This window comes from Halorussus lipolyticus, from assembly GCF_029338375.1.
GTDB lineage: Archaea > Halobacteriota > Halobacteria > Halobacteriales > Haladaptataceae > Halorussus > Halorussus lipolyticus.
The window spans coordinates 2,390,135-2,413,425 of the sequence record NZ_CP119804.1; the positions used below are offsets into that span (position 1 = coordinate 2,390,135).

Sequence of the window (23,291 nt, forward strand, 5' to 3'; positions counted from 1 at the left end):
ATAACCGACGCCTACACGCCCTTTAGCGGTTCGGTCTCGGCGAAGCGTGAATCAGCGATACCGGAGTGCGAGAACAGAAACGAGCCACAAAGTGAACAGCGAGGATTCACCCCGAACGACCGATTGCCTACAGTCCCGTCCACGCGGTCGGCGCGTCTAACTCGGGGAAGTGCCAGCGTTGTTCCGGGAGTCCTCGCTTTTCTCGGAGTTCGATTCGGGCGTCGAACTGCGGAGCGAGACGCTGGACGGTCTCGGAGTCGTCGGCGAGCGGCAGGTGGTAGTGACCCATGCCCGAGACGCTCCGCACGTGGTCGCCGACCGCGCTGACGAATTGCTCGACCGTCGAAATATCGTGCTGGCTGACGAGGTACGAGAGCGTGAACAGCGAGAAGCGAAGTTCCGCAGAGTCGAACCCGGAGTTGGTGTTTTTCGCCGTCGTGAACGTATTGCAAATCGTCAGTTGGAGGTCGTCGATTCCCCGGCGGTTCCAGTTCCCGGCAACTGTGCCCGGCGACTCCGCCACGTCCGCGGCCCGCGTTCCGCACCCGTGGTCCACCACGAGGACGTCCTCGTCTGTCGGTGCAATGTCGTCGGGTAGAAGGTTGGGCAGGTCTGCCCGGTCTTGGTCGGTGAGACCGATAATTCGCGTTCGGGGTAGTTCAGGCGCGCCCAGTAGTTTTTGGGTCATTCGATGGGAGACCTCCTCGCGGACATCGCCAGTGACCAAGAGATTGCAACCGCAGTTTTTCAATCCGGAGAGATGCCTGCGGAAGGCCTCGCCGGGGGAATCTGCGTCGTTCATGTTCATTTGCGTTTATAGATGAATTAGTATAATTTAAAATTTGTTACTTTCAGCCTAGGTTTAAATTTGTCTAGTATAGGAAATCGGCACGGCAAGGGAGGACAGAGCTACAAAGGTTCTTAAACTAATATGTAGAGAAAGTGTTTTTTACCATGCTCTACACTCTGAGATATGGCCAAAAAATGGGCGAGAAAGTGGTTAGAACGACATCCGGGAGTCCTTGGAGTGGTTTTCTCTCTCAATTTTTACGTATTTCAGTTGACTGAGCCACTAGGTTGTTTTTATTGCGAAACTCCGGGACCGTAGATTTTCTCGGCTGAAATCTCATTAGGCCGGAAAATCGTTTCATAAAAGTATACGGGGGTGTCTCAAGCATCAAGAAGTTCGGTAAACGACTCCTTGTCGAATTCTTCCTCAAGAACAGTAGAATTGACAGAATGAATCTCTTCGTCAGCGATTTTTGCCTTTCTGAGACCCCCTATTTGATTCGTGACGGTTAGGCCTACTCGTAGGGCCGATAATCCGCATATATGACTCATCTGCGAAGGTGTTTTAAGGAAAATATTTTGTGGTCGGCAATAGACCCTGAAATATGGTTAAGAATCGGATTCTCAGGTCGTTAAAATGCCATCCGAGAATAACGGGTGGTGTATTTTCTCTTAGCTTGTACATGATGGAACTAATTGAGTTGAGTTGTACGACGTGTACTAATCCCGGCCCCTAGAAATCCTCGTCCACAGAAACTTCCTCAGGCCAGAGAACACCCGCACCAGACTGTACTGGATGCTTAACATTCTCGAAATACTCATTGAGGGATTCGCGGCTAAGTTGTTCTTCAAGAATAGTAGAGTTAATAGAGTGTATTCTTAAGTCATTTATCTGTGTCGTCTGAAGTGCCCCTATCGTCGCATTAATCGTCGGATACGGCTGAATTTTCAGCGAAATTTCGTCTCCAATCTTTTCTGGGCTTATAATCGCGGGTGCCCCACATTGCGATTCAATTAGTTCCTGACTACCATCGCCAACAACAACGTACTTCCGGTTTGGGGCATTCACATCAGTAACCACCGACAGGGCACTTTGCATTGGGAAGCCGTGATTCAACAACCTCGCTAACTTCTTCCCCACCTCAGTCGCCGGTTCGTTGCCAATTTTCGTCAGCGTCACTACGCCGACCTGACTGCCTTTCTCGACCAACTTCTCGCCCTGTTCGTACGAGCGACAACCGTTGAGGAAGAACCCGCGAACACCGGATTCCTCGATGGTCTCGACATCGAGCATTCCGTCGATACACCGAATCCCGGAGTCGTCAACGTGCCCGATGTAGTGCAGAAAGTCCGTCCCCGACTCCAGCAGGTCCCGCAGTTCGTCGGTCGTCAGGTCGTTGTGGAGCGACACCCGGAAATCGTAGAGGTTCCGCGTCCCGTAGATGTCGCCAACTACGTCCTCCTCGCGCAGTTAGTTGTACCACTCATCAAAAACCACAAAGATGGTTCTTTCACTATGTGTTTTAAGGAAAATATTTTGTGGCCAGCAGTACACCCTGAAATATGGTCAAGAACCGAATTCTTAGGTCATTGAAATTCCATCCGAAGATAATAGGGGTTATATTTTCTCTTGGCTTGTACACGATGGAGCTAGTTGAGTCAGGTTGTGCCACGTGTGCTAATCCTGGACCTTAAATATCGTCAATGCTGATTTCATCCGCCCAATAAATATCGCCTCCAAATTTTACCGGGAATGTTTCGAGTTTGAAAAACTCATCTAAAGACTCTTCATCGAGATTAATCTGAAAGACTGCAGAACCAAGCAACTCAATCACGTCTCCATCAATTCTTGTGGATGTGAGCATGCCTAACGAGGACTTGACCGTAGGAGACATTTCGATTGTTGTTGTGATTTTTTCGTCATTTCGTTCTGTTTTAATAATTGTTGGCATTCCACACTTCGGTTTGACTAGCTCCTGACCACCATCTCCGATTACGACATATTGTCTATCTGGAAAGTGAACATCTGTAACAACTGACAGGGCATTCTGCATTGGGAACCCATAATTAAGTAGGCGTGCTAAACCACGTCCGACTTCGGTAGCTGGTTCGTTCCCAACTTTCGTCACCGTCACCACACCCACCTGACTTCCTTTCTCGACCAACTTCTCGCCCTGCTCGTACGAGCGACAACCGTTGAGGAAGAACCCGCGAACACCGGATTCCTCGATGGTCTCGACATCGAGCATTCCGTCGATACACCGAATCCCGGAGTCGTCAACGTGTCCGATGTAGTGCAGAAAGTCCGTCCCCGACTCCAGCAGTTCGCGTAATTCTGCGGTCGTCAAGTCGTTGTGGAGCGACACCCGGAAATCGTAGAGGTCCCGCGTCCCGTAGATGTCGCCAACCACGTCCTCCTCGCGCATCCGGTCGTCGTTACACACCACGTCCACCGAGATGTGGTGTTCCGGCGTCACGTCGAGTCTGCGCTTCAGCACCTCCGGCGTGACCTTGCTCGCGCCGAGTGGCATCTCGTCGCCGACCCAGACGTGTTCGATGGTATCGGTCGGTTCTGGCTGAACCACGTCGTTGACGGACGGGGCGTCCTCGCCGACCGAGCGGTAGAAGGCCTCTACTTCTGCCGGTTCCGGGTCGATTTCCGAGGGGTCCGGCTCGTCGGGGCATCTGACGAACGCGAGTTCGTCCGCGGCGAACGAGAGGACCGCGACGTTCTCGTGGGTCGGCGACACGTCCATCGTCACTTTCCACTTCGGCAGGTGGGGTTCGACCACCTCGAAGGGGATTTCGAGGTAGCGCTCGACCTGTTCGGCCAGCGACGCGTCGTAGAGCGATTCGAAATCGAGGTCAACGTCGGGTTCGATTTGCTGGCGCTCGTGGAGGTCCACCTCGTAGTAGCCCTCGGTACGAGTCACGCAGTCGAGGAAGAACACCTGCTGGAGGACGCGCTTGACCCCCGATTCGAGACCATCGGGCGTATCCAGCGAGTGAGCGAAACTGTCGGTGACGAGTCGGGGGTCCTCGCCCGGTACCACGTCGGCCCCGAGGTAGAACGCCAACGGCGCGACGGCGTAAATCGACTCGCGCTCCTCCGGAACCTCGATTGTCACCCCCGTCTCCGGTCGAACGATGTCCCCCTCGACGGCGAACTCCTCGCCGGGTTCGAGAAGCGGTGGATGACCACGTAGCGTCGGGAACGACCGTTCGCACGTCGTGGTCTTGAGCGCAGAGCCGAGCAGGGACACCGCGTCCATCATCGCACCAGTATCGTCAGGTACCGTAATTGTCCCCGCTGGCGTCTCGTGAAGCGAGCGCGCACCGACCTCGACGCGCGTCTCACCGCCAAACGAAATCTCGACGGATTCGGTACTCCCCGAAATACTGACCTCGCTCTCGACGGCCAGATAGACCTTCATCTGCGTGTTGGCGAGTTCCAGATTGTACACGTCGGTCGAAAGGTCAAGTTCGGACCCACCGCTGGACTGACCGACCATGTTACCGTCGGCATCGCGGACGTACACGTCGAGACCTTTGGTCGTCCACAGTGAGTCCGTCCGAATCGCAACTGCTGTATCAACTGGGAAATAGAACGAGTCCGTATCGGACGTTTCGAGAGACACGGCCAAAGATGTGTGGAGGTCGAACTGCGTGCGCTCAATGGGGTCCGTAAGCCGAATCCCGTCTGGGTCAACAAGCGTCGTGAATTCGGGTTTCATTGACAGACGACTATTAATTGAAAATACTTATACACCACCCAGACGTTCGCGCTTGACGGATTTGCGAACGACCCGGAGTTTCGAGGAGAGTCGAGCGCATACTGAGTCGTACCAAGACGACTACTCACCGAATGGCCTTGAAGACGTACAAAAAAGTCCTAAAGAAATATTTTCAATTTTATAGTACATACACAGGTTGTCGAGTGCCGTTCATTTGCGATAAGCATGACAGCTCTCTCATCACGATTTCGACACCACATCCCCGAGGAGTTTTGCCATCTCCAGCCAATCACTCGCACATGGCCACCGACCGAGAGCAAGCGGACCCTCTCTCAGCCTTCCGGCAGTTTCTCGCCTTGGAGCGCGACGTGCTGGTCCTCTCGCTGGCGATGTTCGCGTTCAGCCTCGGGTTTCAGATGACCGGTCGGTACATGGGTCGGTACCTCGAATTTCTGGGCGCGGGGAGCCTCGTCATCGGTCTCTACGGGAGTCTGGGCAATCTCATCGGCGCGGTCTACCCCTACCCCGGCGGAGCCATCTCTGACCGAGTGGGGTCCCGGACTGCGCTGACCGCGTTCGGTCTGGCCTCGACGGTCGGGTTTCTGCTGTGGTTCCTCGCGCCGAATTTCGGCGCGCTCCCGGTTCCGGCGTGGGCGTGGATTTTCGTCGGTCTCCTGCTGGCTCAGGCGTGGAAATCGTTCGGTCTCGGCGCGACGTTCGCCATCGTCAAGCAGAGCGTCCCGCCCGAGGAGCTAGCCACTGGCTTCGCCAGTACCGAGACCTTTCGCCGGACCGCGTTTCTCCTCGGTCCGCTCGTCGCGGCGGGCCTGCTGGCGATGTACGAGTTCGGCGTCGGCTTCCGGTACGTGCTGGCGGTCGCGGCCGGGTTCGGCCTGCTGGCGACCGTGGCTCAGCACACGCTGTACGACGCCAGCGAGGACTCCTTCGGCACGTCCTTCGAGGGCGTCGAGCAGGTGGTTTCCGACCTCCGGGAGATGCCCGAGGTCCTGCGACCCCTGCTGGTCGGCGACACGCTGGTCAGGTTTGCGAACGGGATGATTTACGTCTTCGTCGTCCTCGTGGTGGCGAACGTGCTGGCGGTCAGCGCGACCCTGCCGGTGGTCGGCTATCTCGGCCCGGAGGCCTTCTTCGGCGTCCTGCTGGCGGTCGAGATGGCCGTCGCGCTGGTCGTGATGATTCCCGTCTCGAAGGCGGCCCGGCGGTTCGGTCTCAAACCGGTCGTCGCGCTCGGGTTCGTCGTCTACGCCGTCTTCCCGGCGCTGTTGGTCAACGCGCCCGAAGGCGGCCTGACCGTGGCCGGTATCTCGGTGTCGGAGACCGCGCTCGTCACGCTTCTGTTCGGGATTTCGGGTCTCCGGTTCGCCGGCCTTCCGGCCCACAAGGCGCTCATCGTCGGCCCCGCCGAGGAGAACGCCGGGGGCCGCGTCGTCGGGTCGTACTACCTCGCGCGGAACGCGGTAGTCATCCCGAGTGCGGCCATCGGCGGGTGGCTCTACGGCCTCTCGCCCGCCGGCCCGCAGTTGGCGTTCGGACTGGCGACCGTAATCGGACTGGTCGGAACGGGCTACTTCCTCGTCTTCGGAAAGGAGTTGCCGGCGTATCGGTAGGAACCAGTGGGGACGTGTCACAAACCCGGCAAAGAGTTATGCCCTCGCTCTGTCGAGACGATTACGATGCGCCTGTTAGCGTTCGGTGACACCCACGTCAAGCCCACGGGCGAGTCGCCGGACTACGACCGACTCGGCTTACCGGCCGGGACCGATGCCGTGGTGACGGTCGGCGATGTCGTCCATCGCACCGGCCGAGAGGACCTCAGGGCGGGCCGGGACCTCCTCGGCGAACTCGCCGACCTCGGCGTCCCGGTCTACACGGTCCCCGGCAACCACGACCCGGCCGGCGAACACGGAGCGATGGTCGAGGGCGTCTCGGGAGCGAGCGTCCTCCACGACGAGGTGGTTTCGGTTGGCGATGTGGACCTCCTCGGGTGGGGATGCGAGGAGTTCGACGCCGGACCGGAAGTCACCTGCCGGGACTATTCTGCGCTCGACCCGCGGACCTCCTCGGGCGACCGGCGTCACGCCGCCGACCGAAACGCACGACGCCTCGAAACCGCGACCTACGAGTTCGTCACGACCGACGCGACCGAGCGCGACGTGGCCGACAAACTGGGGATTACGAGAGACGAGCGCCCGACGCTCGCGGAGCAACTGGCGGAACTGCGCGAGACCTACGACCGACTCGACGCCCTGTTCGAGGAGGCCTCGTCGCCGACGGTGGTCCTGAGCCACGTGCCGCCCTACGGGACTGAACTCGACCGGCACCACTCGCTCGGCGAGCGCGAGGCCGACTTGGACGACCTCCACGTCGGGTCGCTCGCGCTCAAACTCGCGCTCCGGGTCCACCGGCCCGCGGTCGGCCTCTCGGGGCACTCGCACAATCCGGTCTACGAGACGCTTCAGGAGGAGGGAGAGACCGTCCACCTCCTGAATCTGGGCTATCAGGGCGTGGCGACCGTGGACTACGACGAGGGATTCAGCTACGCTCGGCACGGTGAGTGACCATTCCCGCCCGCGAGTCATCGCCATCGTTCCGGCGTACCGTTCCTGCTGGAGGTCGGCGTGCTGGTGCTTGAACGGCAGACTCCTCTGTCGGTAAACAGTCGTGGCGAAATCGGCGGTTGAAAGTTTGGCAGGTTATATTTTGCTCTCGGCGCGCGCGAGCAACGCGCGCGAGGGACGAGCGAAGCGAGGAGGATGGGGAGGACGAGGTTCGAGGCGGTGCGGAAGACGGCGACGTTCGAGCCTGAAGCTAGCTCTCTCGGCTATAGATTGAGCTAGCGCGTTTAGAGCAATACGATTGATTCTTAAGCACAACAAAACAATTCTAAGTGCGAAGAACCGACGCGCCTTTCATCCGGCGCTCCTAACCCTCGGACGTGTCCGAGAGCGTCCCCGACCGACCGCGAGCCAACTTCGCGGCGGCGCTGAACGTCCGCCAGAACGCGATTCGCGGGTTCGCGTTCGCTCTCCTCGTTACCGCGGGGGTCCTCTCGCTGTTCGTCTTCCTGCCGGGGACGCGCCAGCCGACGCCCTACTATCTGGGTCTGGGGTTCGTCTTGCTCACGACGCTGGGCGCGCTGGCGACGACGGTGCTGACGCTCGTGTCGGCGTACCGGTTGGCGAAAGAGGAAGGGTTACGTGACGGACCGCGGCTGGATGAGTAGCAGTAGAGACCGCCTCAGCGTGAGATTCGTCAGCATAAAACTCCGACGCGGATACGTTCTCCCCCATATTCAGAAAGTAAACATTAAATCGATGCTAGAAGTCGTGTCGCCTATGCGAGAGTACCTGTATCTGGGCGCGGCTATCGCCGCCGAGGTCACCGGCACGACCGCGCTCAAATTTTCGGACGGATTCGAGAACGTCCTCCCGACACTCGTGGTCGTAGTCGGCTACGTCGGGTCGTTCTACCTCCTGAGTCTCACCCTCCAAGAGCTACCGATAGGCCTCGTGTACGCGACGTGGTCCGCGGTCGGTATCGTGGCCGCCGCGCTCGTCGGCGTCGCGTTCTTCGAGGAGACCATCGACCTCGCCGGAGTCGTCGGCATGGCGCTCATCATCGGCGGCGTCCTCGTTCTGAACCTTCTCTCGGAGTCGTACTCACCGGCGCACTAGCGGGACGGAACCGCGAACCGACCGCCCTACTCAACCGAGGACTCCGCCCCAGTCAACTCGGCCAACCGCTCCGCGCCCGACCGGGTTCCCTTGGCGATGAACACGTCGCCAGCGCGGAGTTCCGTCTCGGGGCCGGGTTGAATCACCCAATCTCGCTCGCCGTCGGCCGAGCGCCGGACCGCGATGACGCGCATCCCGGTCTCGGTCTTGACCGCCCGGTCGCCAAGCGTCACGCGGTCGAACTCGCTGTCCGGCGCGACCGTCAGACGGACGATAACCTCGTCGCTCTCCTTGACCGCCTGCTCGACGACCGGGTGGGTTCCGAGGCCCCGCAGGACGCCCTCGCTGATTTCGACCGCGGCGTCGCTGATGACCTCGGTGGCGTTGGCGAGGTGGACTAGCCCCCGGAGCGACACCGGGTCCTCGACGCGGGCCGCGGCGCGGAGCGTCCACGCCTCGAATCTGGATTGGAGAGCGTCGACCTCAGCTTCGAGTTCGACCACCTCCTCGGCCACGTCCTTGCTGTCGAACAGGACGCTCCCGTAGGCCAAGTCCACCGCGAGTTCGCTGATGTTTTTCATCAGCACGATGGAGTCCACGGCGCGCTCCAAGTCCTCGATTCCGGGTTCCGGTGGGTCCGGCGGGTCGTAGGTTTCGCCGGTCGCGCGCCGGTAGAGGTCCGCGATGCCCTCGTCGGGACCCCGGAGGAGAAGCGTGTCCTCTACTCGAAGTTCGGTGTCGCGGTCGGGGTTGGTAATCCAGTCGTCGTCGCGTCGGATGGCGATGACGCGCACGCCGGTCTCGGTCTCGACGTTCAGGCCGCCGAGGGTTCGGTTTCCGAGGCCAGAGCCGTCTGTGACTTCTGCGCGAACCAGCGTCTCGGCGGCCTCGGGGAGTGCCGTCCGCATCGCGTCGGGCAGGCCGATGTCCTCCAAGACGACCTTGGCGATGTCGCCCGCGGCGTCGCTGATTTTCTCCGCCGCGCCGACCACGCCCAGCACGGGAGCCAGCTGTTCGGCGTCCTCGGGGCTTCTGGCGGCCATCAGGAGGCTCATCCGAGCCTGCATCTGTAGCACGTCCATCCGGGCTTCGAGGTCCAGCACCTCGCGGGCGATGTCGTCGCTCCCGTTGAGGACCGCCGAAAAGGATAAGTCGATGAGGAGTTCGGCGGTGTCTTTCATCTCCGCCAGCACCGCCTTGACGCTGACGGGTTCGTACTCGACCTCACCGCCGGACAGGTCCATACCGAAACCTTGTGTGGCGTCCGACAAAAGCATTCGTAGGGTTGGATGGGAACTGTCCGGAACGGAAAGGAAAGATAATCCTTTTCCGGTCTTGCCGAGAAGTATCAGGGTATGTCAGAAGAGGTCAAGAAAGGGTTGGAGGGCGTCGTCGTCGCAGAATCAGCACTCAGCTTCATCAATGGCGACGAGGGTCGCCTCATCTACCGCGGCTACGAAATCGAGGACCTCGCACAGAAAGCGAGCTACGAAGAAGTGCTGTACCTGCTCTGGCACGGCGAACTGCCCACAGAAGACGAACTCGCCGACTTCTCCGAGTCGATGGCTGGCGAGCGCGAACTCGACGAGGATGTCCTCGACACGGTTCGGAAACTCGCCGAGGCCGACGAGGAGCCGATGGCCGCGCTCCGGACCGCGGTGTCGATGCTCTCGGCCTACGACGGCGACGACTCGTCGGCCGAACCCACCGACCGCGAGGTCAACCTCCGGAAGGGCCAGCGCATCACCGCGAAGATTCCGACCATTGTGTCAGCGTTCAAGCGCATCCGAAACGGGAACGACCCGGTTGAACCCCGCGAGGACCTCGGCCACGCCGAGAACTTCCTCTACATGCTCAACAACGAGGAGCCAGACGACGTGCTGGCCGAGACGTTCGACATGGCGTTGGTCCTCCACGCCGACCACGGCCTGAACGCCTCGACGTTCTCCTCGATGGTGACCTCCTCGACGCTCTCGGACCTCCACAGTGCGGTCACGAGCGCAGTCGGCACCCTCGCCGGACCGCTCCACGGCGGCGCGAACGCCAACGTGATGAAGATGCTGAAGGAACTGGACGAGAGCGGCAAGGACGCCAAGACGTGGGTTGACGACGCCTTGGACCGCGGCGAGCGCATCATGGGCTTCGGCCACCGCGTCTACAACGTCAAGGACCCCCGCGCCAAGATTCTCGGCGAGAAGAGCGAGGAACTCGGCGAGGCCGCGGGCGACACCAAGTGGTACGAGATGTCGGTCGAAATCGAGGAGTACATGCAGAACGAGAAGGGTCTGGCCCCCAACGTGGACTTCTACTCGGCCTCGACCTACTACCAGATGGGCATCCCCATCGACCTCTACACCCCCATCTTCGCCATGTCCCGCGTCGGTGGCTGGATTGGCCACGTCCTCGAACAGTACGACGACAACCGCCTGATTCGGCCTCGGGCCAAGTACACGGGGTCGAAGCAGGAGGACTGGGTGCCGATTAGCGAGCGGTAGAACCCCCGAAAACAACCTCTTTCCTTGGGAAAGGCAACGATAGGTTTCTTGGGTCGGTAGAGATTTTGTATAGACGAATTTTCGATAGCCGCGACTATATCGACTGCTGGAAATAAACTGGTGGTCCAAGAGAAGCGATAGCGTCGAGAGTGATAATTATCTATAAATTTTGCTTGCGTGTGTCGGAAATAGCGAAGGAATCGGCCGTCAGCTTTACGTCAGACATCTGCGTGTGCCATCCGTCAGACATTGAGGGCACCCCGACGCCCTCTTGCGTTTTTACTTTCACCCCATGCACGGTGGCTTTAAGTGCCTGCCGTGACACAAACCAAATGCGCGTCACACGCTTCGCGCCCACTTCCCCCTTTCCCCCCTGTTCCGAACCCGGTAGTCGTAAGTATTCGAGACGCAGTGACCGGGACTGCGTTTGAAAAAGCGTTAAAGAGACACCGCGGTTAGATTTCGGTATGATAGACCTCTCGGACGTTCTCGACGCGCGGGTGCGAGTCGAGGAGACCGCCCGGCGGACACCTCTCGATTACAGTCACACGTTCTCGGACATGACCGGCGCGGAGGTCCACCTGAAACTGGAGACCTTCCAGCGCACCGGGTCGTTCAAGATTCGGGGCGCGACCAACCGCATCAAGACGCTCTCGGACGACGAGAAATCTGCCGGCGTCGTCACGGCGAGTGCGGGCAACCACGCCCAAGGCGTCGCGCTGGCGGCGACGAAAAGCGGCGTGGACTCCAAAATCGTGATGCCCGAGAACGCGCCCATCTCGAAAATCAAGGCGACGCGGGACTACGGCGCGACGGTGGTCCTCCACGGCGACGACTACGACGAAGCGGCGGAGAAGGCCCACGAAATCGAGGACGAGGAGGGCCGAACCTACGTCCACGCCTTCGACGACGACATGGTGATGGCCGGGCAGGGCACCATCGGCCTCGAAATCATGGAGGACTTGCCGGAACTCGACACCGTGGTCGTCCCCATCGGCGGGGGCGGTCTCATCGCGGGCATCGCAACCGCAGTCAAAGAACAGAACCCCGACGCCCGAGTCATCGGCGTGCAGGCTGAAGGGGCCTCCAGCGCGGCGACTTCGCTCGACAAGGGCGAGGTCCACACCCTCGACTCGGTGGACACTATCGCGGACGGCATCGCCACCCGGAGCATCGGCGAGCAGACGTTTGAGGTCATCCGAGAGCGCGTGGACGAAATCGTCACCGTCTCGGACTCGGAAATCGCCGTCGCGCTGACGCTCCTGCTCGAACGCGCCAAGACGCTGGTGGAGGGTGCCGGTGCAGTCGCGCTCGCCGCCCTGCTGTCGGACGCCTTCGACTACGAGGACGACGAGGTAATCGTGCCGGCCCTCTGCGGGGGCAACATCGACATGAACACCCTCACGACCGTCGTGATGCGCGGACTGGTCGAGACCGGCCGGTACGTCAAGATTCGGACCGTCCTCAAGGACCGGCCCGGCGCGCTGGACGACCTGCTGGACGTGATTTCGGCCCAGCAGGCCAACATCTACGGCATCCAGCACGACCGGACCTCGCGCGACATCGCCATGAACGCCGCGGAAGTCGAGTTGGACCTCGAAACTCGGGGACAGGACCACGTGGAGGAACTCCTCTCTGCGCTCCGCGATGAGGGCTTCGACGTGGAAGTGCTTGGGTAAAACAGCTGAGACGGCTAAATCGTCCTCCCCCACAGCTCGGGAGAACTGCCGGTCTCGGGTGCGTCCGACGAATCAACTGACAGGGCGCGCTCGGTGAATCAACCAACTCCCTCGGCGGACTGAAAGGGCGACCGCCGGAAGACAACCCGCGTCTTCCGAAATCACGTTCGCTTCGCTCGCGGTTCCACCGCTCGCCAGTCACAGCGCGGAGCGCCGCCACCCCTCACGTGACCGCGAACCGCGCGAGGGCTTTCGATACCGACGTTTCTCTACGAAATTGTACGACACTCTACTCAAGAACGACTCCCCTCAGTCGGTCCCGCCTACGTTTAAGTGCCATAGCGCGAATGATACGAATATGAAGCGAATTATCAGCACGCAGGATGCGCCGGAAGCGGTCGGCGCGTACAGTCAGGCGACGACCAACGGCGACATGGTGTTCACCGCGGGCCAGATTCCGATGACCCCCGACGGGGACCTGCTGGACGACGAGGAGATTGCGGTCCAGACGCGCCAGAGCCTCGAAAACGTCAAGGCCATCCTCGAAGAGGAGGGCCTGACGATGCAGAACGTCCTGAAAGTCACCGTCTTCCTCGACGACATCGAGGACTTCGACGAGATGAACGAGGCCTACAAGGAGTACTTCCAAGACAACCCGCCGGCCCGGAGCGCCGTCGAGGCGGGCAACCTCCCGAAGGGCGTCGGCGTCGAAATCGAGGCCATCGCCACCAGCGAGTAGCGTGGCGCTGGAGGTGACGGTGCGTCCTCGGGTGAAGGCGAGTCTCCTCTGGGGACTGGTCGGCCTGTTCGCGTTTCTGGTCGCGCTTCAGGGGTACGAACTCGCCACGGGGTATCGCTACCCGGTCGGGGTCAAGTTCGGTACGGCGCTGGCCGTGGGCCTCGGCGCGTCCGGATTGGCGTATCTGGCCGAGGGCCGACTGGTCAGGTAGCGTGCGCCCGAAGAACAACTAATTGTTTGTTTTAGGATTGCTTCGCAGTGGGAGAAATATAGCAAGTTGTCTTTCGGCGAGGACGACGACAGCAGAGCCGCCGGACCGCGGCGTGGCTTCGACACGCCACCCGGCGCGAAAGAAAAAGGAAGGCTTTAAACGCACGACGGAACTACGTTCGCACGAGCCAGGATGGCCGAACGGTAAGGCGCACGCCTGGAAAGCGTGTTCCCTTACGGGATTCAGGGTTCAAATCCCTGTCCTGGCGTTTCTTCGATTGCTAACCGGAAAGCGCCGCGCTTCGGTATCTTGCTGTTTCTCTCGTCCGACCGTTATTTTCCCCTCGCCACGCGCGCTATGGTTTACACGAAGCCTCCAAGGCCGGAGTAATAGTATATAAATCCCGGTGTCGCCGAGGACCGGACCCACGCCCACCCTGTGCGAACGATTCCCAGAGAATCGCCCGCCATCGAGTTTCTAACCCGCGATTCACCACGGCGACGTGGGACGATACAGCATGTTACCACACCGCTTACAAGCAAACATTTATATAGAACCACAATCATATCTTGAGGTGTACTATGAGTCAGCGAGGACAGCGAATGCAAGGCCAGCCGATGATCGTAATGTCCGAGGAGTCCCAGCGCGTCAAGGACAAGGACGCCCAAGAACACAACATCAGCGCCGCCCGTGCGGTCGCTGATGCAGTTCGTTCGACGCTCGGACCCAAAGGGATGGACAAGATGCTCGTCGACTCGATGGGCGACGTGACCATCACGAACGACGGCGTGACCATCCTCAAGGAGATGGACATCGACAACCCGACGGCCGAGATGATTATCGAGGTCGCCGAAACGCAGGAAGACGAGGCCGGCGACGGCACCACCACGGCCGTCGCGGTCACGGGCGAACTCCTCAAGAACGCAGAAGACCTCCTCGAGCAGGACATCCACCCGACTGCCATCATCAAAGGCTTCCACCTCGCCAGCGAGAAGGCCCGCGAGGAGATCGACAACGTCGCCGAGGACATCGACACCGACGACGAGGAACTCCTCCGCAAGGTCGCCGAGACCTCCATGACCGGCAAGGGCGCGGAACTCAACAAGGAAGCCCTCAGCGAAATCATCGTCAACGCGGTCCAGCAGGTCACTGTCGAGGGTACGGTCGACCTCGAATACGTCAAGACCGAGACCCAGACCGGTCGCGCCGCGGGCGAGTCCGAACTCCTCAAGGGCGCGGTCATCAGCAAGGACCCCGTCCACGACAACATGCCCAAGAGCGCCGAGGACGCCGACATCCTCCTGCTCAACGAGGCCGTCGAAATCGAGGAGACCGACGTTGACACCAGCGTCAACATCGAGGACCCCGACCAGCTTCAGAACTTCCTCGACCAAGAGGAGCAACAGCTCCGCGAGAAGGTCGACAAAATCGTCGAGACCGGCGCTGACGTGGTGTTCTGCCAGAAGGGCATCGACGACATGGCCCAGCACTACCTCGCCAAGGAAGGCATCCTCGCTGTCCGCCGCGTCAAGAAGTCCGACATCGGCTTCCTCAAGGAAGTCCTCGGCGCGAGCGTCGTCTCGGACCTCGACAGCGCCTCGGCCGACGACCTCGGCACGGGCGACGTGACCCGAGACGAGGGCGACGAACTGTTCTACGTCGAAGGCGAGGACAGTCACGGCGTCACCCTCCTCCTGCGCGGTTCGACCGACCACGTGGTTGACGAACTCGAACGTGGCGTCACCGACGCCCTCGACGTCGTGGCCCAGACCGTCTCGGACGGCCGCGTCGTCTCCGGCGGCGGTGCCATCGAGGTCGAAGTCGCCAGTCGCCTCCGCGACTACGCCGACTCCGTCTCCGGCCGCGAACAGCTGGCCGTCGAGGCGTTCGCTGACTCGCTCGAACTCGTCCCGCGCGTCCTCGCCGAGAACGCGGGTCTGGACTCCATCGACACCCTCGTTGACCTGCGCTCGGCCCACGAGAACGGCGACGAGCGCGCTGGCCTGAACGTCCACAGCGGCGAAGTCGAGGACACCCTCGACGCGGGCGTCGTGGAACCTGCCCACGCCAAGGAGCAGGCCGTCTCCAGTGCCACCGAGGCCGCGAACCTCGTGCTCAAAATCGACGACATCATCTCCGCCGGTGACCTGTCCACCGACAAGGGCGACGACGAGGCAGGCGGCCCCGGCGGCGGCATGGGCGGCATGGGCGGTATGGGTGGCATGGGCGGCGCAATGTGAGATAGGCCCTAAGCCTCTCTCCGCCGTTCCACCGACCGGCGAACCGAACGCCGCCGCACCGACCGACCTCTGCGTCGAATCGCGTGCTGTCGTCTGACACCACGAATCCGCTTTTTCCGAGTTCCTGCTTCTTGCCTTCGAGTCGCCGACCGATTGGTCAACTGACGGGCGAACGTTGCTCGATTCGCGGGTTTTAGATAGTTTATAGTGTCCGCGGGGACCACCAGCCACGTATGGACACGCTCCTGCTGAATCAGGACGCCGTAGACGAGAACACGCAGATGCCGGACGTAATCCGAGCAGTCGAGGACGCCTTCGCGGCCTACGCCCGAGGAGACGCCCAGATGCCAGCCAAGTCCTACATCGACCTGCCCCAGTACAACGGGGACTTCCGGTCGATGCCGGCCTACCTCGAAGCCGACGACTGGGACGCCGCCGGAATCAAGTGGGTCAACGTCCACCCCGACAACCCCGAGAACTTCGACCTGCCGACCGTGATGGGTACGATGGTCTACTCGAACCCCGAGACCGCCTTCCCGCTGGCCATCATGGACGGGACCGAACTCACGATGAAGCGGACCGGCGCGGCCGCCGCCGTCGCCACCGACTACCTCGCAGTCGACGACGCGACGACGATGGGAATCATCGGCGCTGGCGTCCAATCGTACACCCAACTCGAAGCCATCTCGGAGGTCCGACCCATCTCTGAGGTCGTCGTCAGCGACTTGGACGAGGAGCGCGTCGCCGACTTCATCGAGTACTTCGAGGACGACTTCGAGGTGCGCGCTGGTTCCATCGAGGAGGCCGCCCAGTGTGACGTGCTTTCGACGGTCACGCCGGTCGAGGACCCCATCGTCACCCGCGAGGCCATCGGCGAACACACCCACGTCAACGCGATGGGCGCTGACGCCGAGGGCAAGCACGAACTCGCCGACGAGATTCTGCTGGACGCCAAACTGGTCATCGACGACCACGCCCAGACCACCCACTCGGGCGAAATCAACGTCCCGTACCACGAGGGCGTCCTGACCGACGACGACATCTACGGCGAAGTCGGCGACATCGTGGTCGCCGACTTAGAGGGCCGCACCGACGAGGACGGCATCACCGTCTTCGACAGCACGGGTCTCGCCATTCAGGACGTTGCCGCCGCCCACGTCGTCTACGAACACGCCGACGAGAACGACAACGGCTACCCCTTCGACCTCATCGGCACCGGCACCCAGTAGTCCGACCGTCGCAGGTATCGTGAGAGCGGGTACTGTCAGCGCCGCCGCGCCCAGTCGCGGCGTGCATCAGCAATATTTACCAATATTAAATATATGTATATATTTCTTTTATCAGGACGAGTGATTGTTTGACGAGGGTTCGTATTTGTCCGAGACGCCAGCGCGCTACCGAGACCCGCCGCCCGGCAACTCCTCGGTTGGCGCTTTCCGGGCGAAGTAGCCCGTGATTTTCGAGATGACCCAGACGACCACGATGAACGGCAAGAACGGAATCAGCAGGATGACCAGTCCGAGAAAGTACGCGATGCCGATGGTCGTCATCTCGGCGTCGGGCCGACCGCGGTAGGCCGGCGTCACCGACCGCACGACCTTCTTCGCCGGTTCGGGCACCACGCTGTCGTCTCCGTCGTCGGAATCCCCACTCATGCACAGACGTATCGACGGCCGGAGAGATAAGCGTTTGTGGCGGCGACGGCTACCGACCTACTCCAGATGAATCGCCGGGCGGAAGGGCACCGCGTTCCCGGCCTTGTCGGCGGGGTCGTAGGCGTCCTCGCCCTCGGTGTAGATTTCGACCTCGGCGTCGAACTCGCGTTCGAAGAAGGCCCGAGCGTTGTCGTAGACCGACTGCTCGCGGTCGCTCACGTCGGCCATGACCTCAACCTCGTCGTCGGGGCGCTCGCGGACGAACTCGACCAGTTCCTGCACGAGGTCGTTGACCTCGTTGCCGCGCTCGCGGAGTCCCTCGTGTTGCATGACCTTGCCCATGACCGCGCCCACGTCGGGACCGGACTCGACCACTTCTTCCAGCACGGTGCGCTTCCAGTCGCCAGCGACGTAGACCCGGATGGTGTCGGGATTCGTGTCGGTCACGTCCACGATGTCGCGCACGTCCTCGGTCAGGTCCTCGACCAGCGTCTCCTCGAACTCGACGCGGTCGTACTCGAACTCGGGGTCCGGTTCGGGCCACTCGGCCTCGGCGATGGCGTCGCCGGTCAACTGCTCGTGGAGTTCGGTCGCCATGAACGGGACGAAGGGAGCCAGCAGGCGCAGGCGAGTCCGCAGGACCTCTCGGAGGGTCCACTTCGCACCGGGGCGGTCCAAGTCGGCGCGCTTGCGGTACCACTTCAGGTGTTCGTCGAAGCGGTAGAACGCGGACTGACTCGCCGAGCGCGTCTCGAAGTTCTCCATCGCGTCGGTCACGTCGCGGACCGTATCCTGTAGCTTCGACAGGAGCCAGTTGTCGATGTGCTTGAGTTCCTTCTCTCCCTCGTCGCCCTCGATGATTTCTTGGGCGCGAGTCCAGAACCGACCCAGTTGGTCCTGCGTACTCTCGACCTGTTCGGCCCGCCAGTCGTAGTCCTGCCACGGTTCCGCGGAGTTCAGCAGGAAGAACCGAACCGTGTCGGACCCGTACTCCTCGATGGCCTCGCTCGGTAGGACGACGTGACCCTTCGAGGAGGACATCTTTTGTCCCTCCAGCAGGCCCATACCCATCACGGTGATACCTTGGGGCCACTTGGGTTCCTCGAACAGCTCTGCGTGGTGGTAGAGGAAGAACGTCAGGTGGTTGCTGATGAGGTCGTTGCCCGAACACCGGTAGTCAACCGGGTACCAGTAGTCCCACTCCTCGCGCAGTTCCAGCGCGGTTTCGTCGGGATTTTCGACCTCCTCGGGACCGAAAAAGAGGGTGTCGAAGAAGTGGCGGTCCATCTCCTCGGGGGGCACGTCTTCGAGGCGGTGGGCGATGGTGTAGTAGGACATGTAGATGGTGGAGTCCGACAGGGGTTCGATGACGAACTCCTCGTCCCACGGCAGGCGGGTGCCAAGCCCGTAGTTCCGGATGGCGGGCCACTCGTTCAACCAGTCGATGGTGTGGTCGTACTGCTCGCGGGTGTTCTCCGGGATGGCGTCGAGTTGTTCGACCGCGCGCTTGGTCTTGGCCTTCCAGTCTTGGTCGTTGTAGCGCAGGAACCACGTTTCCTGCTTGGCGACCTCTACGTCGCCGCCGCACCGACAGATGACCTCCTCGCTGAACTCCTGCATCGAGTCGAACGACCCGCGGGACTCGAAGTCGGCCTTGAGTTCGTCGCGCACGTCCTCGACGACTTCGCCCGCGTAGTCGCCGTACATCTCCTTGAGACGCCCGCCGTGGAACTCGCGGTTGTAGACCTCTTGGGTGGCGTCCTCCAGCGCGGGGTCGTCCGACGAGTCGATGCCGTGTTCTTCGACCGCATCCTTTGCGGGGAACTCGCCGTACTCCTCGACGTCGATGATGGCCTTGGGTTCGATGGCTTCGACTTCGGCGGGGTCGATGCCGTACTCCTCCATCCGAGCGTCGTCCTGCTTCGCTTCCTGCAGAGCCATCCAGTCGTCGGGGCTGTGGGCCGGGACGGACATCACGACGCCAGTGGCGTTGTCGGCGTCCACGAAGTCGGCGGGCAGGACCAGCACGTCGTCGCCCGTGACGGGATTGGTGACGCGCTCGCCGACTAACTCCTCGCCGGCGAAGTGGTCGTGGACCTCGATGTCGCGCTCTTGGAGTCGGAACTTCTCGGCGGCAGACTCCGAGACGAACCAGCGTTCGCCCTCCACGGTGGCCTCGACGTAATCGGCGTCGGGGTCGATGTAGGCGTTGGTGACACCGTAGACGGTTTCGGGGCGCAGGGTCGCCATCGGGACCGTGACAGTCGCTCGCGGTTCGTCACCGCTCGCGTCCGAGGCGCTTCGCGCCTCGCTATCCCAACCGAATTTGACCAGCGTGTACTCTTGGAACTCGGCTTCTTCACCCTCCAGCAGGTCGTGGGTCGTGACCGGGTTCTTCTCCTCGGTGCAGTACTTGACCGGGTGCAGGCCCTTCTCCAGCAGGCCGCGGTCTTTGAGGGTCTGGTACTGCCACGTGATGAACTTCGAGTAGCGGTCGTCGTTGGTGGTGAACTCGCGCCGCCAGTCGATGGACAGCCCCAACGACTTCATGTTCTTCTTGTAGTGTTCCTCGATGAAGTAGCGGGCGAAGCCCATGGGTGTTTCGAGGTCCGACAGGGTGTCCTCGGGGACCTCGTAAGTGTCTTTCAGGACGGAAAGTTGGTCCTCCTCGCCCTTCTTCAGGCGCTCGACCGCGCCGATGATGGGGGTGCCCGTGACGTGCCACGCGATGGGGAACAGCACGTTGTCGCCCTGTAGGCGTCGGTATCGGGCGTACACGTCCGGTACCGTGTAGGTCCGGGCGTGGCCGATGTGCATCCCGCCGCTGGGGTAGGGATAGGGGACCGTGATGAAGGTGGCCTCCTCGTCTTCGGGGTCCACCTCGTACCGGCCCTCCTGTGCCCAGCGGTCCTGCCACTTCGTCTCGATTTCCCGCGGGTCGTAGCTCATACCCTACGGTAGTGAACTCCCGACTAAAAGAACTGCCATACCTGACTGACGGGGCTGTTCGAAAGCGGCAAAAATTGCGACAGACAGTCACTACCACGACAGGTTCGATACAGGTTAAATTCACGTCCGATTCACGCCCGGTTCAAAAAACGACTGCGAAGCACGCACTAGCCGATAAAATACGATGGTTCCCGGACTACGCGACCGCTCGCTCGTCCTGTAGGCTCACTTCCGGCGACATCTCGCGGGAGTGCGAGAAGAGGTTGAACACCGGCGAGCGGGCCACGCCCTCGCGGAGCGTCTCGGCGTCCTCGTCGGTGAGGCCCGGACCACTTACTGCGATGTCGATGCTGATGTCGTCGTACACGTCACCGGCCTCACCGGTCTCCTCGATGCCGAAGAACGCCCGCGGGTCGAAGGTCGCGTTAACGTCGGTTTCGAGGCCGTCGAGTTCGATTTCGTTCTCCATGGCGACCAGTCCGAGGGTCGCGTTGATGCACCCGGTGAGCGCCGCCAGCGCGACCTCGATGGGTTCCGGTCGGTCCGCGGGGTCCACGAATCCCGCGTCGGCCTCGACTCGCTTGAACGCGCCGAGTTGGAGGCTGTAATCGCGGGTCTCGCTGTGTATCTCGTCGCCGCCGTACGTGTAGTCTCCGAGTTTCGCCAGCGAGTGCATCGCGCGCCCCTCGGCGATGCCGCGCGCGCCGAGGCCGAGCATCACGTCGTTCGGGTTCTTCGTCGCGTCCTCAATGAACGCGCCGTACTGTTCTAGGTCTACGCCGTGCTGTATGGTCTCTGGAGCCATGAGCGAAGATACGCCGAACTAGTTCTTAATGATTTTTCATTATGTTCTAGGAGGTGTCCCGCTAACCGTCTCTCCTCGCGCGTGAGTAACTTGATACCACGACGAACGGCCCGCGCCCGGCAGTCAATCGGCGACCGACAGGCCGCCGACTGGTTCGGGACGGAGTACATCTGGAAAAAGTACAAATAATTATATATGTAATGGAAATAACTATATTGTTCAAAGAAAGGTCTCTATCTGTCCGTCGAAGAACCGGCTTCCAGTCGAAACGTTGAGGTGCGGCCCGCGAGTTCGCCAGCTCGTGGGCGAGTTCGCCGAGGAGGTCCGGGACCGACTCCGCAATGTCCTCGCCGAGCGACGGCCCCTCCTCGACTGGCAGACGGAGTACCGCATCCGGCGGACGCCCGTGGATGTCGTCGGCACCGGTCAAAACCGCTTCGTCGCGGTCGAGTTGGAGTGGCGGCGTGCCGACCCGGCGAACAACACCGCGAAACTGTTCTACTACGCCGACGAGGACGAGATGGACGGCTACGACGAGGTGGTCGTCTGCCAGCTTTTCTCGGGTTACTACGACCTCGAATCGGGCGGGGTCTCCTCGAAGCGGGAAGTCGCGGAGTTCGTCGGCCGGACGGCGGCCGAGTCGGTCGAGCGCGTCGAGTTTCACCCGCTCGGGCTTCCCATCGACCCGCCGAAGCGCGGCGGGGAGCGCCCCGAGGACTGGCGAGCGCGGACCGACGAGGCGGCAGACGAAATCGCGTCGCTACTGTGACCTCGTGGGTGACGTTGCGAGGAGTCACTCCCGCAGGTCGGGGCGTGTCGGCCCGAGAAAAAATCGTAGACCGAGGCCGTAGACCAGTCCGTAGGACAGTGCGAGCGTCAGGGCGTAGGCCACGCCGAATCCCGCGAGCGGAACCCCGAGTTCGACGCCGAGGAGGTCCAACGCTCCCGGCACGCCGAACGGGAGGACGAACCCGAGGACCAGCATCGTGAGGACCACCTCGATTCGCTGGTCGTGCGCGTCGGGACTCGCTGTCGAGGCCCGCGCCCCGACCCGGAGATAGCCGACGGCGAACGCCGAGGCGACGAAGACGGCGAACGGTACCGAGAGGTCCAGCGAAATCGCGGTCCGTGTGAGATGGAAATACCAGACTGCGAGCAGAAAGCCGAGCAGGAAGACGTACCCACCGGTTATCGCCCACTGAAGCCCGGCGACGACTTTGACCCGGAGCGGGGCCATATCCGAACCTCGGTGTGCCAGCGAAAAACGCTATCGGCGGCGAAAACGGGAGTTATTCCAAGCCCACCAAGCCCTCGTCCAGCATGTCGCCCAGCACGTCGCGGGCGTGGCCGTCGGGGTTGACGCCCTCGTAGACCGCCTTAATCTCGCCGTCCGCGAGGACGAAGGTGGTGCGCTCGGCCGCACCACGGGAGGTGTCTACGTCGAAAGCATCGGCGATGTCGCCCTCGGGGTCGGCCAGCAGGTCGAACCGGAGTTCGTACTTCTCGGCGAACTCCTCGTGGCTCTCTACGTCGTCGGTCGAAACCCCGAACACCGAGACGCCCGCGTCGCGGTAGCTCTCCAGTTCCGCGTCGAACTGCTCGGCCTCGGTGGTACAACCGGGGGTGTCGTCCCGCGGGTAAAAATAGAGGACCGTCGGCTCCGAAAAGTCGAGTTCGATGGTCTCTCCGCGCTGGTTCGTGGCCTCGATTTCGGGTGCGTCCGCGCCGGTTTCGAGCGTCATGCCCGCAAATTGCGGGCGGGCCGGCAAGGCGTTTGCGCTTAACTGATGTCGATTTGACGCGAATCCTCGTCGCCCGCGCTCACCTTCGGCAGGGTCACGGTGAGGACGCCGTTTTGGAACCGGGCGGAGACGCCCTCGTCGTCCACGTCCTCGGGCAAGTCAATCGAGCGACTCACCGACTGGTGGCGGCGCTCCTTTCGCAGGTACCGACCTTCCTCGCTCTCGTCGCCCTCCTCGCTGGCCTGCTCGCGCTCGGCGTCGATTCGGAGTTGGTCGCCCCGGAGCGTCACGTCGATGTCGTCCTTTTCGTACCCCGGCAAGTCGGCGGTCACGACGAACTCGTCGTCTCGCTCGGCCACGTCTACCGACGTCCCGCCGCGCTGGCCGGCTAACTCGCTCAGGTCCGAGCCACCCATCGACTCCTCGAACTGGCGGCTCATGCGGTTCATCATCTCCTCTATCTCCTCGAACGGATTTCTGCGTCCTGCCATTGTTCCCCACCGGGCGTTCGGTCGCCCAGAGGGATTGAGACGCCATCGGTCTTAAACGTTCAGTCGG

The 23,291-nt window shown here is 61.5% G+C and carries 21 protein-coding genes and 1 tRNA gene; 12 read left to right on the plus strand and 10 right to left on the minus strand.

The window, feature by feature from the left end; genetic code table 11:
- Window positions 1–127 precede the first annotated feature (127 nt).
- From P2T57_RS12110 to P2T57_RS12120, 3 genes are all read right to left on the minus strand, one after another.
- Window positions 128–808 (minus strand): DUF7504 family protein, encoded by a 681-nt coding sequence (locus P2T57_RS12110; RefSeq protein ID WP_276299475.1) that lies wholly within the window; start codon window positions 806–808, stop codon window positions 128–130.
- A gap of 714 nt (window positions 809–1,522) precedes the next feature.
- A complete protein-coding gene (locus P2T57_RS12115; RefSeq protein ID WP_276299476.1) occupies window positions 1,523–2,200 on the minus strand; it encodes a hypothetical protein in 678 nt (225 codons plus the stop codon).
- A gap of 280 nt (window positions 2,201–2,480) precedes the next feature.
- Window positions 2,481–4,523, minus strand: a complete 2,043-nt coding sequence (locus P2T57_RS12120) for a hypothetical protein (RefSeq protein ID WP_276299477.1) — start codon at window positions 4,521–4,523, stop codon at window positions 2,481–2,483.
- Window positions 4,524–4,822: 299 nt separating this feature from the next.
- Here P2T57_RS12120 and P2T57_RS12125 point away from each other — a divergent pair, with 299 nt between their 5' ends.
- The 4 genes from P2T57_RS12125 to P2T57_RS12140 all read left to right on the plus strand — a co-directional run bounded on the left by P2T57_RS12125 (window position 4,823) and on the right by P2T57_RS12140 (window position 8,218).
- A complete protein-coding gene (locus P2T57_RS12125) occupies window positions 4,823–6,151 on the plus strand; it encodes an MFS transporter (RefSeq protein ID WP_276299478.1) in 1,329 nt (442 codons plus the stop codon).
- 66 nt (window positions 6,152–6,217) lie between these two features.
- A complete protein-coding gene (locus tag P2T57_RS12130) occupies window positions 6,218–7,102 on the plus strand; it encodes a metallophosphoesterase family protein (protein ID WP_276299479.1) in 885 nt (294 codons plus the stop codon).
- Between the two features lie 377 nt (window positions 7,103–7,479).
- Window positions 7,480–7,767, plus strand: coding sequence for a DUF7536 family protein (locus P2T57_RS12135; RefSeq protein ID WP_276299480.1), 288 nt, complete (start codon window positions 7,480–7,482; stop codon window positions 7,765–7,767).
- Between the two features lie 112 nt (window positions 7,768–7,879).
- Entirely contained in the window at window positions 7,880–8,218 is a 339-nt protein-coding gene (locus P2T57_RS12140; RefSeq protein ID WP_276299481.1) for a DMT family transporter, read from the plus strand.
- Between the two features lie 26 nt (window positions 8,219–8,244).
- Here the strand turns inward: P2T57_RS12140 and P2T57_RS12145 are convergent, their stop codons facing one another.
- Complete coding sequence (locus tag P2T57_RS12145) at window positions 8,245–9,462, minus strand: potassium channel family protein (RefSeq protein ID WP_276299482.1); 1,218 nt, start codon at window positions 9,460–9,462, stop codon at window positions 8,245–8,247.
- Between the two features lie 111 nt (window positions 9,463–9,573).
- Here P2T57_RS12145 and citZ point away from each other — a divergent pair, with 111 nt between their 5' ends.
- The 7 genes from citZ to P2T57_RS12180 all read left to right on the plus strand — a co-directional run bounded on the left by citZ (window position 9,574) and on the right by P2T57_RS12180 (window position 16,811).
- Window positions 9,574–10,713, plus strand: coding sequence for a citrate synthase (gene citZ, locus P2T57_RS12150; protein WP_276299483.1), 1,140 nt, complete (start codon window positions 9,574–9,576; stop codon window positions 10,711–10,713).
- A gap of 467 nt (window positions 10,714–11,180) precedes the next feature.
- A complete protein-coding gene (gene ilvA / locus P2T57_RS12155; protein WP_276299484.1) occupies window positions 11,181–12,392 on the plus strand; it encodes a threonine ammonia-lyase in 1,212 nt (403 codons plus the stop codon).
- A gap of 358 nt (window positions 12,393–12,750) precedes the next feature.
- The gene (locus P2T57_RS12160; protein WP_276299485.1) at window positions 12,751–13,131 is read left to right on the plus strand and encodes a Rid family detoxifying hydrolase; all 381 of its coding nucleotides are present in this window, start codon (window positions 12,751–12,753) and stop codon (window positions 13,129–13,131) included.
- Window position 13,132: 1 nt separating this feature from the next.
- Window positions 13,133–13,342 carry a DUF7981 family protein gene (locus P2T57_RS12165; protein WP_276299486.1) on the plus strand — a complete coding sequence of 70 codons (210 nt, stop codon included), beginning with the start codon at window positions 13,133–13,135 and terminating at the stop codon, window positions 13,340–13,342.
- Between the two features lie 186 nt (window positions 13,343–13,528).
- Window positions 13,529–13,610, plus strand: a tRNA-Ser gene (locus P2T57_RS12170).
- 313 nt (window positions 13,611–13,923) lie between these two features.
- Window positions 13,924–15,582 carry a thermosome subunit beta gene (thsB, locus tag P2T57_RS12175; RefSeq protein WP_420028495.1) on the plus strand — a complete coding sequence of 553 codons (1,659 nt, stop codon included), beginning with the start codon at window positions 13,924–13,926 and terminating at the stop codon, window positions 15,580–15,582.
- 233 nt (window positions 15,583–15,815) lie between these two features.
- A complete protein-coding gene (locus tag P2T57_RS12180) occupies window positions 15,816–16,811 on the plus strand; it encodes an ornithine cyclodeaminase family protein (RefSeq protein WP_276299487.1) in 996 nt (331 codons plus the stop codon).
- 165 nt (window positions 16,812–16,976) lie between these two features.
- On the opposite strand, the gene P2T57_RS12185 is transcribed toward P2T57_RS12180, so the two are convergent.
- The 3 genes from P2T57_RS12185 to P2T57_RS12195 all read right to left on the minus strand — a co-directional run bounded on the left by P2T57_RS12185 (window position 16,977) and on the right by P2T57_RS12195 (window position 20,991).
- Window positions 16,977–17,237, minus strand: a complete 261-nt coding sequence (locus P2T57_RS12185; protein ID WP_276299488.1) for a DUF7535 family protein — start codon at window positions 17,235–17,237, stop codon at window positions 16,977–16,979.
- A 57-nt stretch (window positions 17,238–17,294) separates the two neighbouring features.
- Window positions 17,295–20,186, minus strand: a complete 2,892-nt coding sequence (gene leuS, locus P2T57_RS12190; RefSeq protein WP_276299489.1) for a leucine--tRNA ligase — start codon at window positions 20,184–20,186, stop codon at window positions 17,295–17,297.
- Window positions 20,187–20,382: 196 nt separating this feature from the next.
- Window positions 20,383–20,991: an OsmC family protein gene (locus tag P2T57_RS12195; protein ID WP_276299490.1), complete on the minus strand. Its 609-nt coding sequence runs from the start codon at window positions 20,989–20,991 to the stop codon at window positions 20,383–20,385.
- Between the two features lie 301 nt (window positions 20,992–21,292).
- On the opposite strand from P2T57_RS12195, the gene P2T57_RS12200 reads away from it, so the two are divergent.
- Window positions 21,293–21,760, plus strand: a complete 468-nt coding sequence (locus tag P2T57_RS12200) for a hypothetical protein (RefSeq protein WP_276299491.1) — start codon at window positions 21,293–21,295, stop codon at window positions 21,758–21,760.
- A gap of 24 nt (window positions 21,761–21,784) precedes the next feature.
- On the opposite strand, the gene P2T57_RS12205 is transcribed toward P2T57_RS12200, so the two are convergent.
- Genes P2T57_RS12205 through hsp14 form a run of 3 tightly spaced genes read right to left on the minus strand, consistent with a single transcriptional unit; the run spans window position 21,785 to window position 23,224 of the window.
- Window positions 21,785–22,228 (minus strand): hypothetical protein, encoded by a 444-nt coding sequence (locus tag P2T57_RS12205; protein WP_276299492.1) that lies wholly within the window; start codon window positions 22,226–22,228, stop codon window positions 21,785–21,787.
- A 52-nt stretch (window positions 22,229–22,280) separates the two neighbouring features.
- Window positions 22,281–22,733, minus strand: a complete 453-nt coding sequence (locus P2T57_RS12210) for a peroxiredoxin (protein ID WP_276299493.1) — start codon at window positions 22,731–22,733, stop codon at window positions 22,281–22,283.
- 38 nt (window positions 22,734–22,771) lie between these two features.
- Window positions 22,772–23,224, minus strand: a complete 453-nt coding sequence (hsp14, locus tag P2T57_RS12215; RefSeq protein ID WP_276299494.1) for an archaeal heat shock protein Hsp14 — start codon at window positions 23,222–23,224, stop codon at window positions 22,772–22,774.
- Window positions 23,225–23,291 lie beyond the last annotated feature (67 nt).

What these genes read in the sequence shown, in the direction of transcription:
- leuS (WP_276299489.1), bottom strand. Translation starts at nt 20,186, where the DNA reads ATGAGCTACGACCCGCGGGAAATCGAGACGAAGTGGCAGGACCGCTGG.
- P2T57_RS12125 (WP_276299478.1), top strand. Translation starts at nt 4,823, where the DNA reads ATGGCCACCGACCGAGAGCAAGCGGACCCTCTCTCAGCCTTCCGGCAG.
- P2T57_RS12205 (WP_276299492.1), bottom strand. Translation starts at nt 22,228, where the DNA reads ATGGCCCCGCTCCGGGTCAAAGTCGTCGCCGGGCTTCAGTGGGCGATA.
- P2T57_RS12180 (WP_276299487.1), top strand. Translation starts at nt 15,816, where the DNA reads ATGGACACGCTCCTGCTGAATCAGGACGCCGTAGACGAGAACACGCAG.
- P2T57_RS12110 (WP_276299475.1), bottom strand. Translation starts at nt 808, where the DNA reads ATGAACATGAACGACGCAGATTCCCCCGGCGAGGCCTTCCGCAGGCAT.
- thsB (WP_420028495.1), top strand. Translation starts at nt 13,924, where the DNA reads ATGAGTCAGCGAGGACAGCGAATGCAAGGCCAGCCGATGATCGTAATG.
- P2T57_RS12140 (WP_276299481.1), top strand. Translation starts at nt 7,880, where the DNA reads ATGCGAGAGTACCTGTATCTGGGCGCGGCTATCGCCGCCGAGGTCACC.
- P2T57_RS12145 (WP_276299482.1), bottom strand. Translation starts at nt 9,462, where the DNA reads ATGGACCTGTCCGGCGGTGAGGTCGAGTACGAACCCGTCAGCGTCAAG.
- P2T57_RS12160 (WP_276299485.1), top strand. Translation starts at nt 12,751, where the DNA reads ATGAAGCGAATTATCAGCACGCAGGATGCGCCGGAAGCGGTCGGCGCG.
- P2T57_RS12210 (WP_276299493.1), bottom strand. Translation starts at nt 22,733, where the DNA reads ATGACGCTCGAAACCGGCGCGGACGCACCCGAAATCGAGGCCACGAAC.
- P2T57_RS12185 (WP_276299488.1), bottom strand. Translation starts at nt 17,237, where the DNA reads ATGAGTGGGGATTCCGACGACGGAGACGACAGCGTGGTGCCCGAACCG.
- P2T57_RS12120 (WP_276299477.1), bottom strand. Translation starts at nt 4,523, where the DNA reads ATGAAACCCGAATTCACGACGCTTGTTGACCCAGACGGGATTCGGCTT.
- citZ (WP_276299483.1), top strand. Translation starts at nt 9,574, where the DNA reads ATGTCAGAAGAGGTCAAGAAAGGGTTGGAGGGCGTCGTCGTCGCAGAA.
- ilvA (WP_276299484.1), top strand. Translation starts at nt 11,181, where the DNA reads ATGATAGACCTCTCGGACGTTCTCGACGCGCGGGTGCGAGTCGAGGAG.
- P2T57_RS12130 (WP_276299479.1), top strand. Translation starts at nt 6,218, where the DNA reads ATGCGCCTGTTAGCGTTCGGTGACACCCACGTCAAGCCCACGGGCGAG.
- P2T57_RS12195 (WP_276299490.1), bottom strand. Translation starts at nt 20,991, where the DNA reads ATGGCTCCAGAGACCATACAGCACGGCGTAGACCTAGAACAGTACGGC.
- hsp14 (WP_276299494.1), bottom strand. Translation starts at nt 23,224, where the DNA reads ATGGCAGGACGCAGAAATCCGTTCGAGGAGATAGAGGAGATGATGAAC.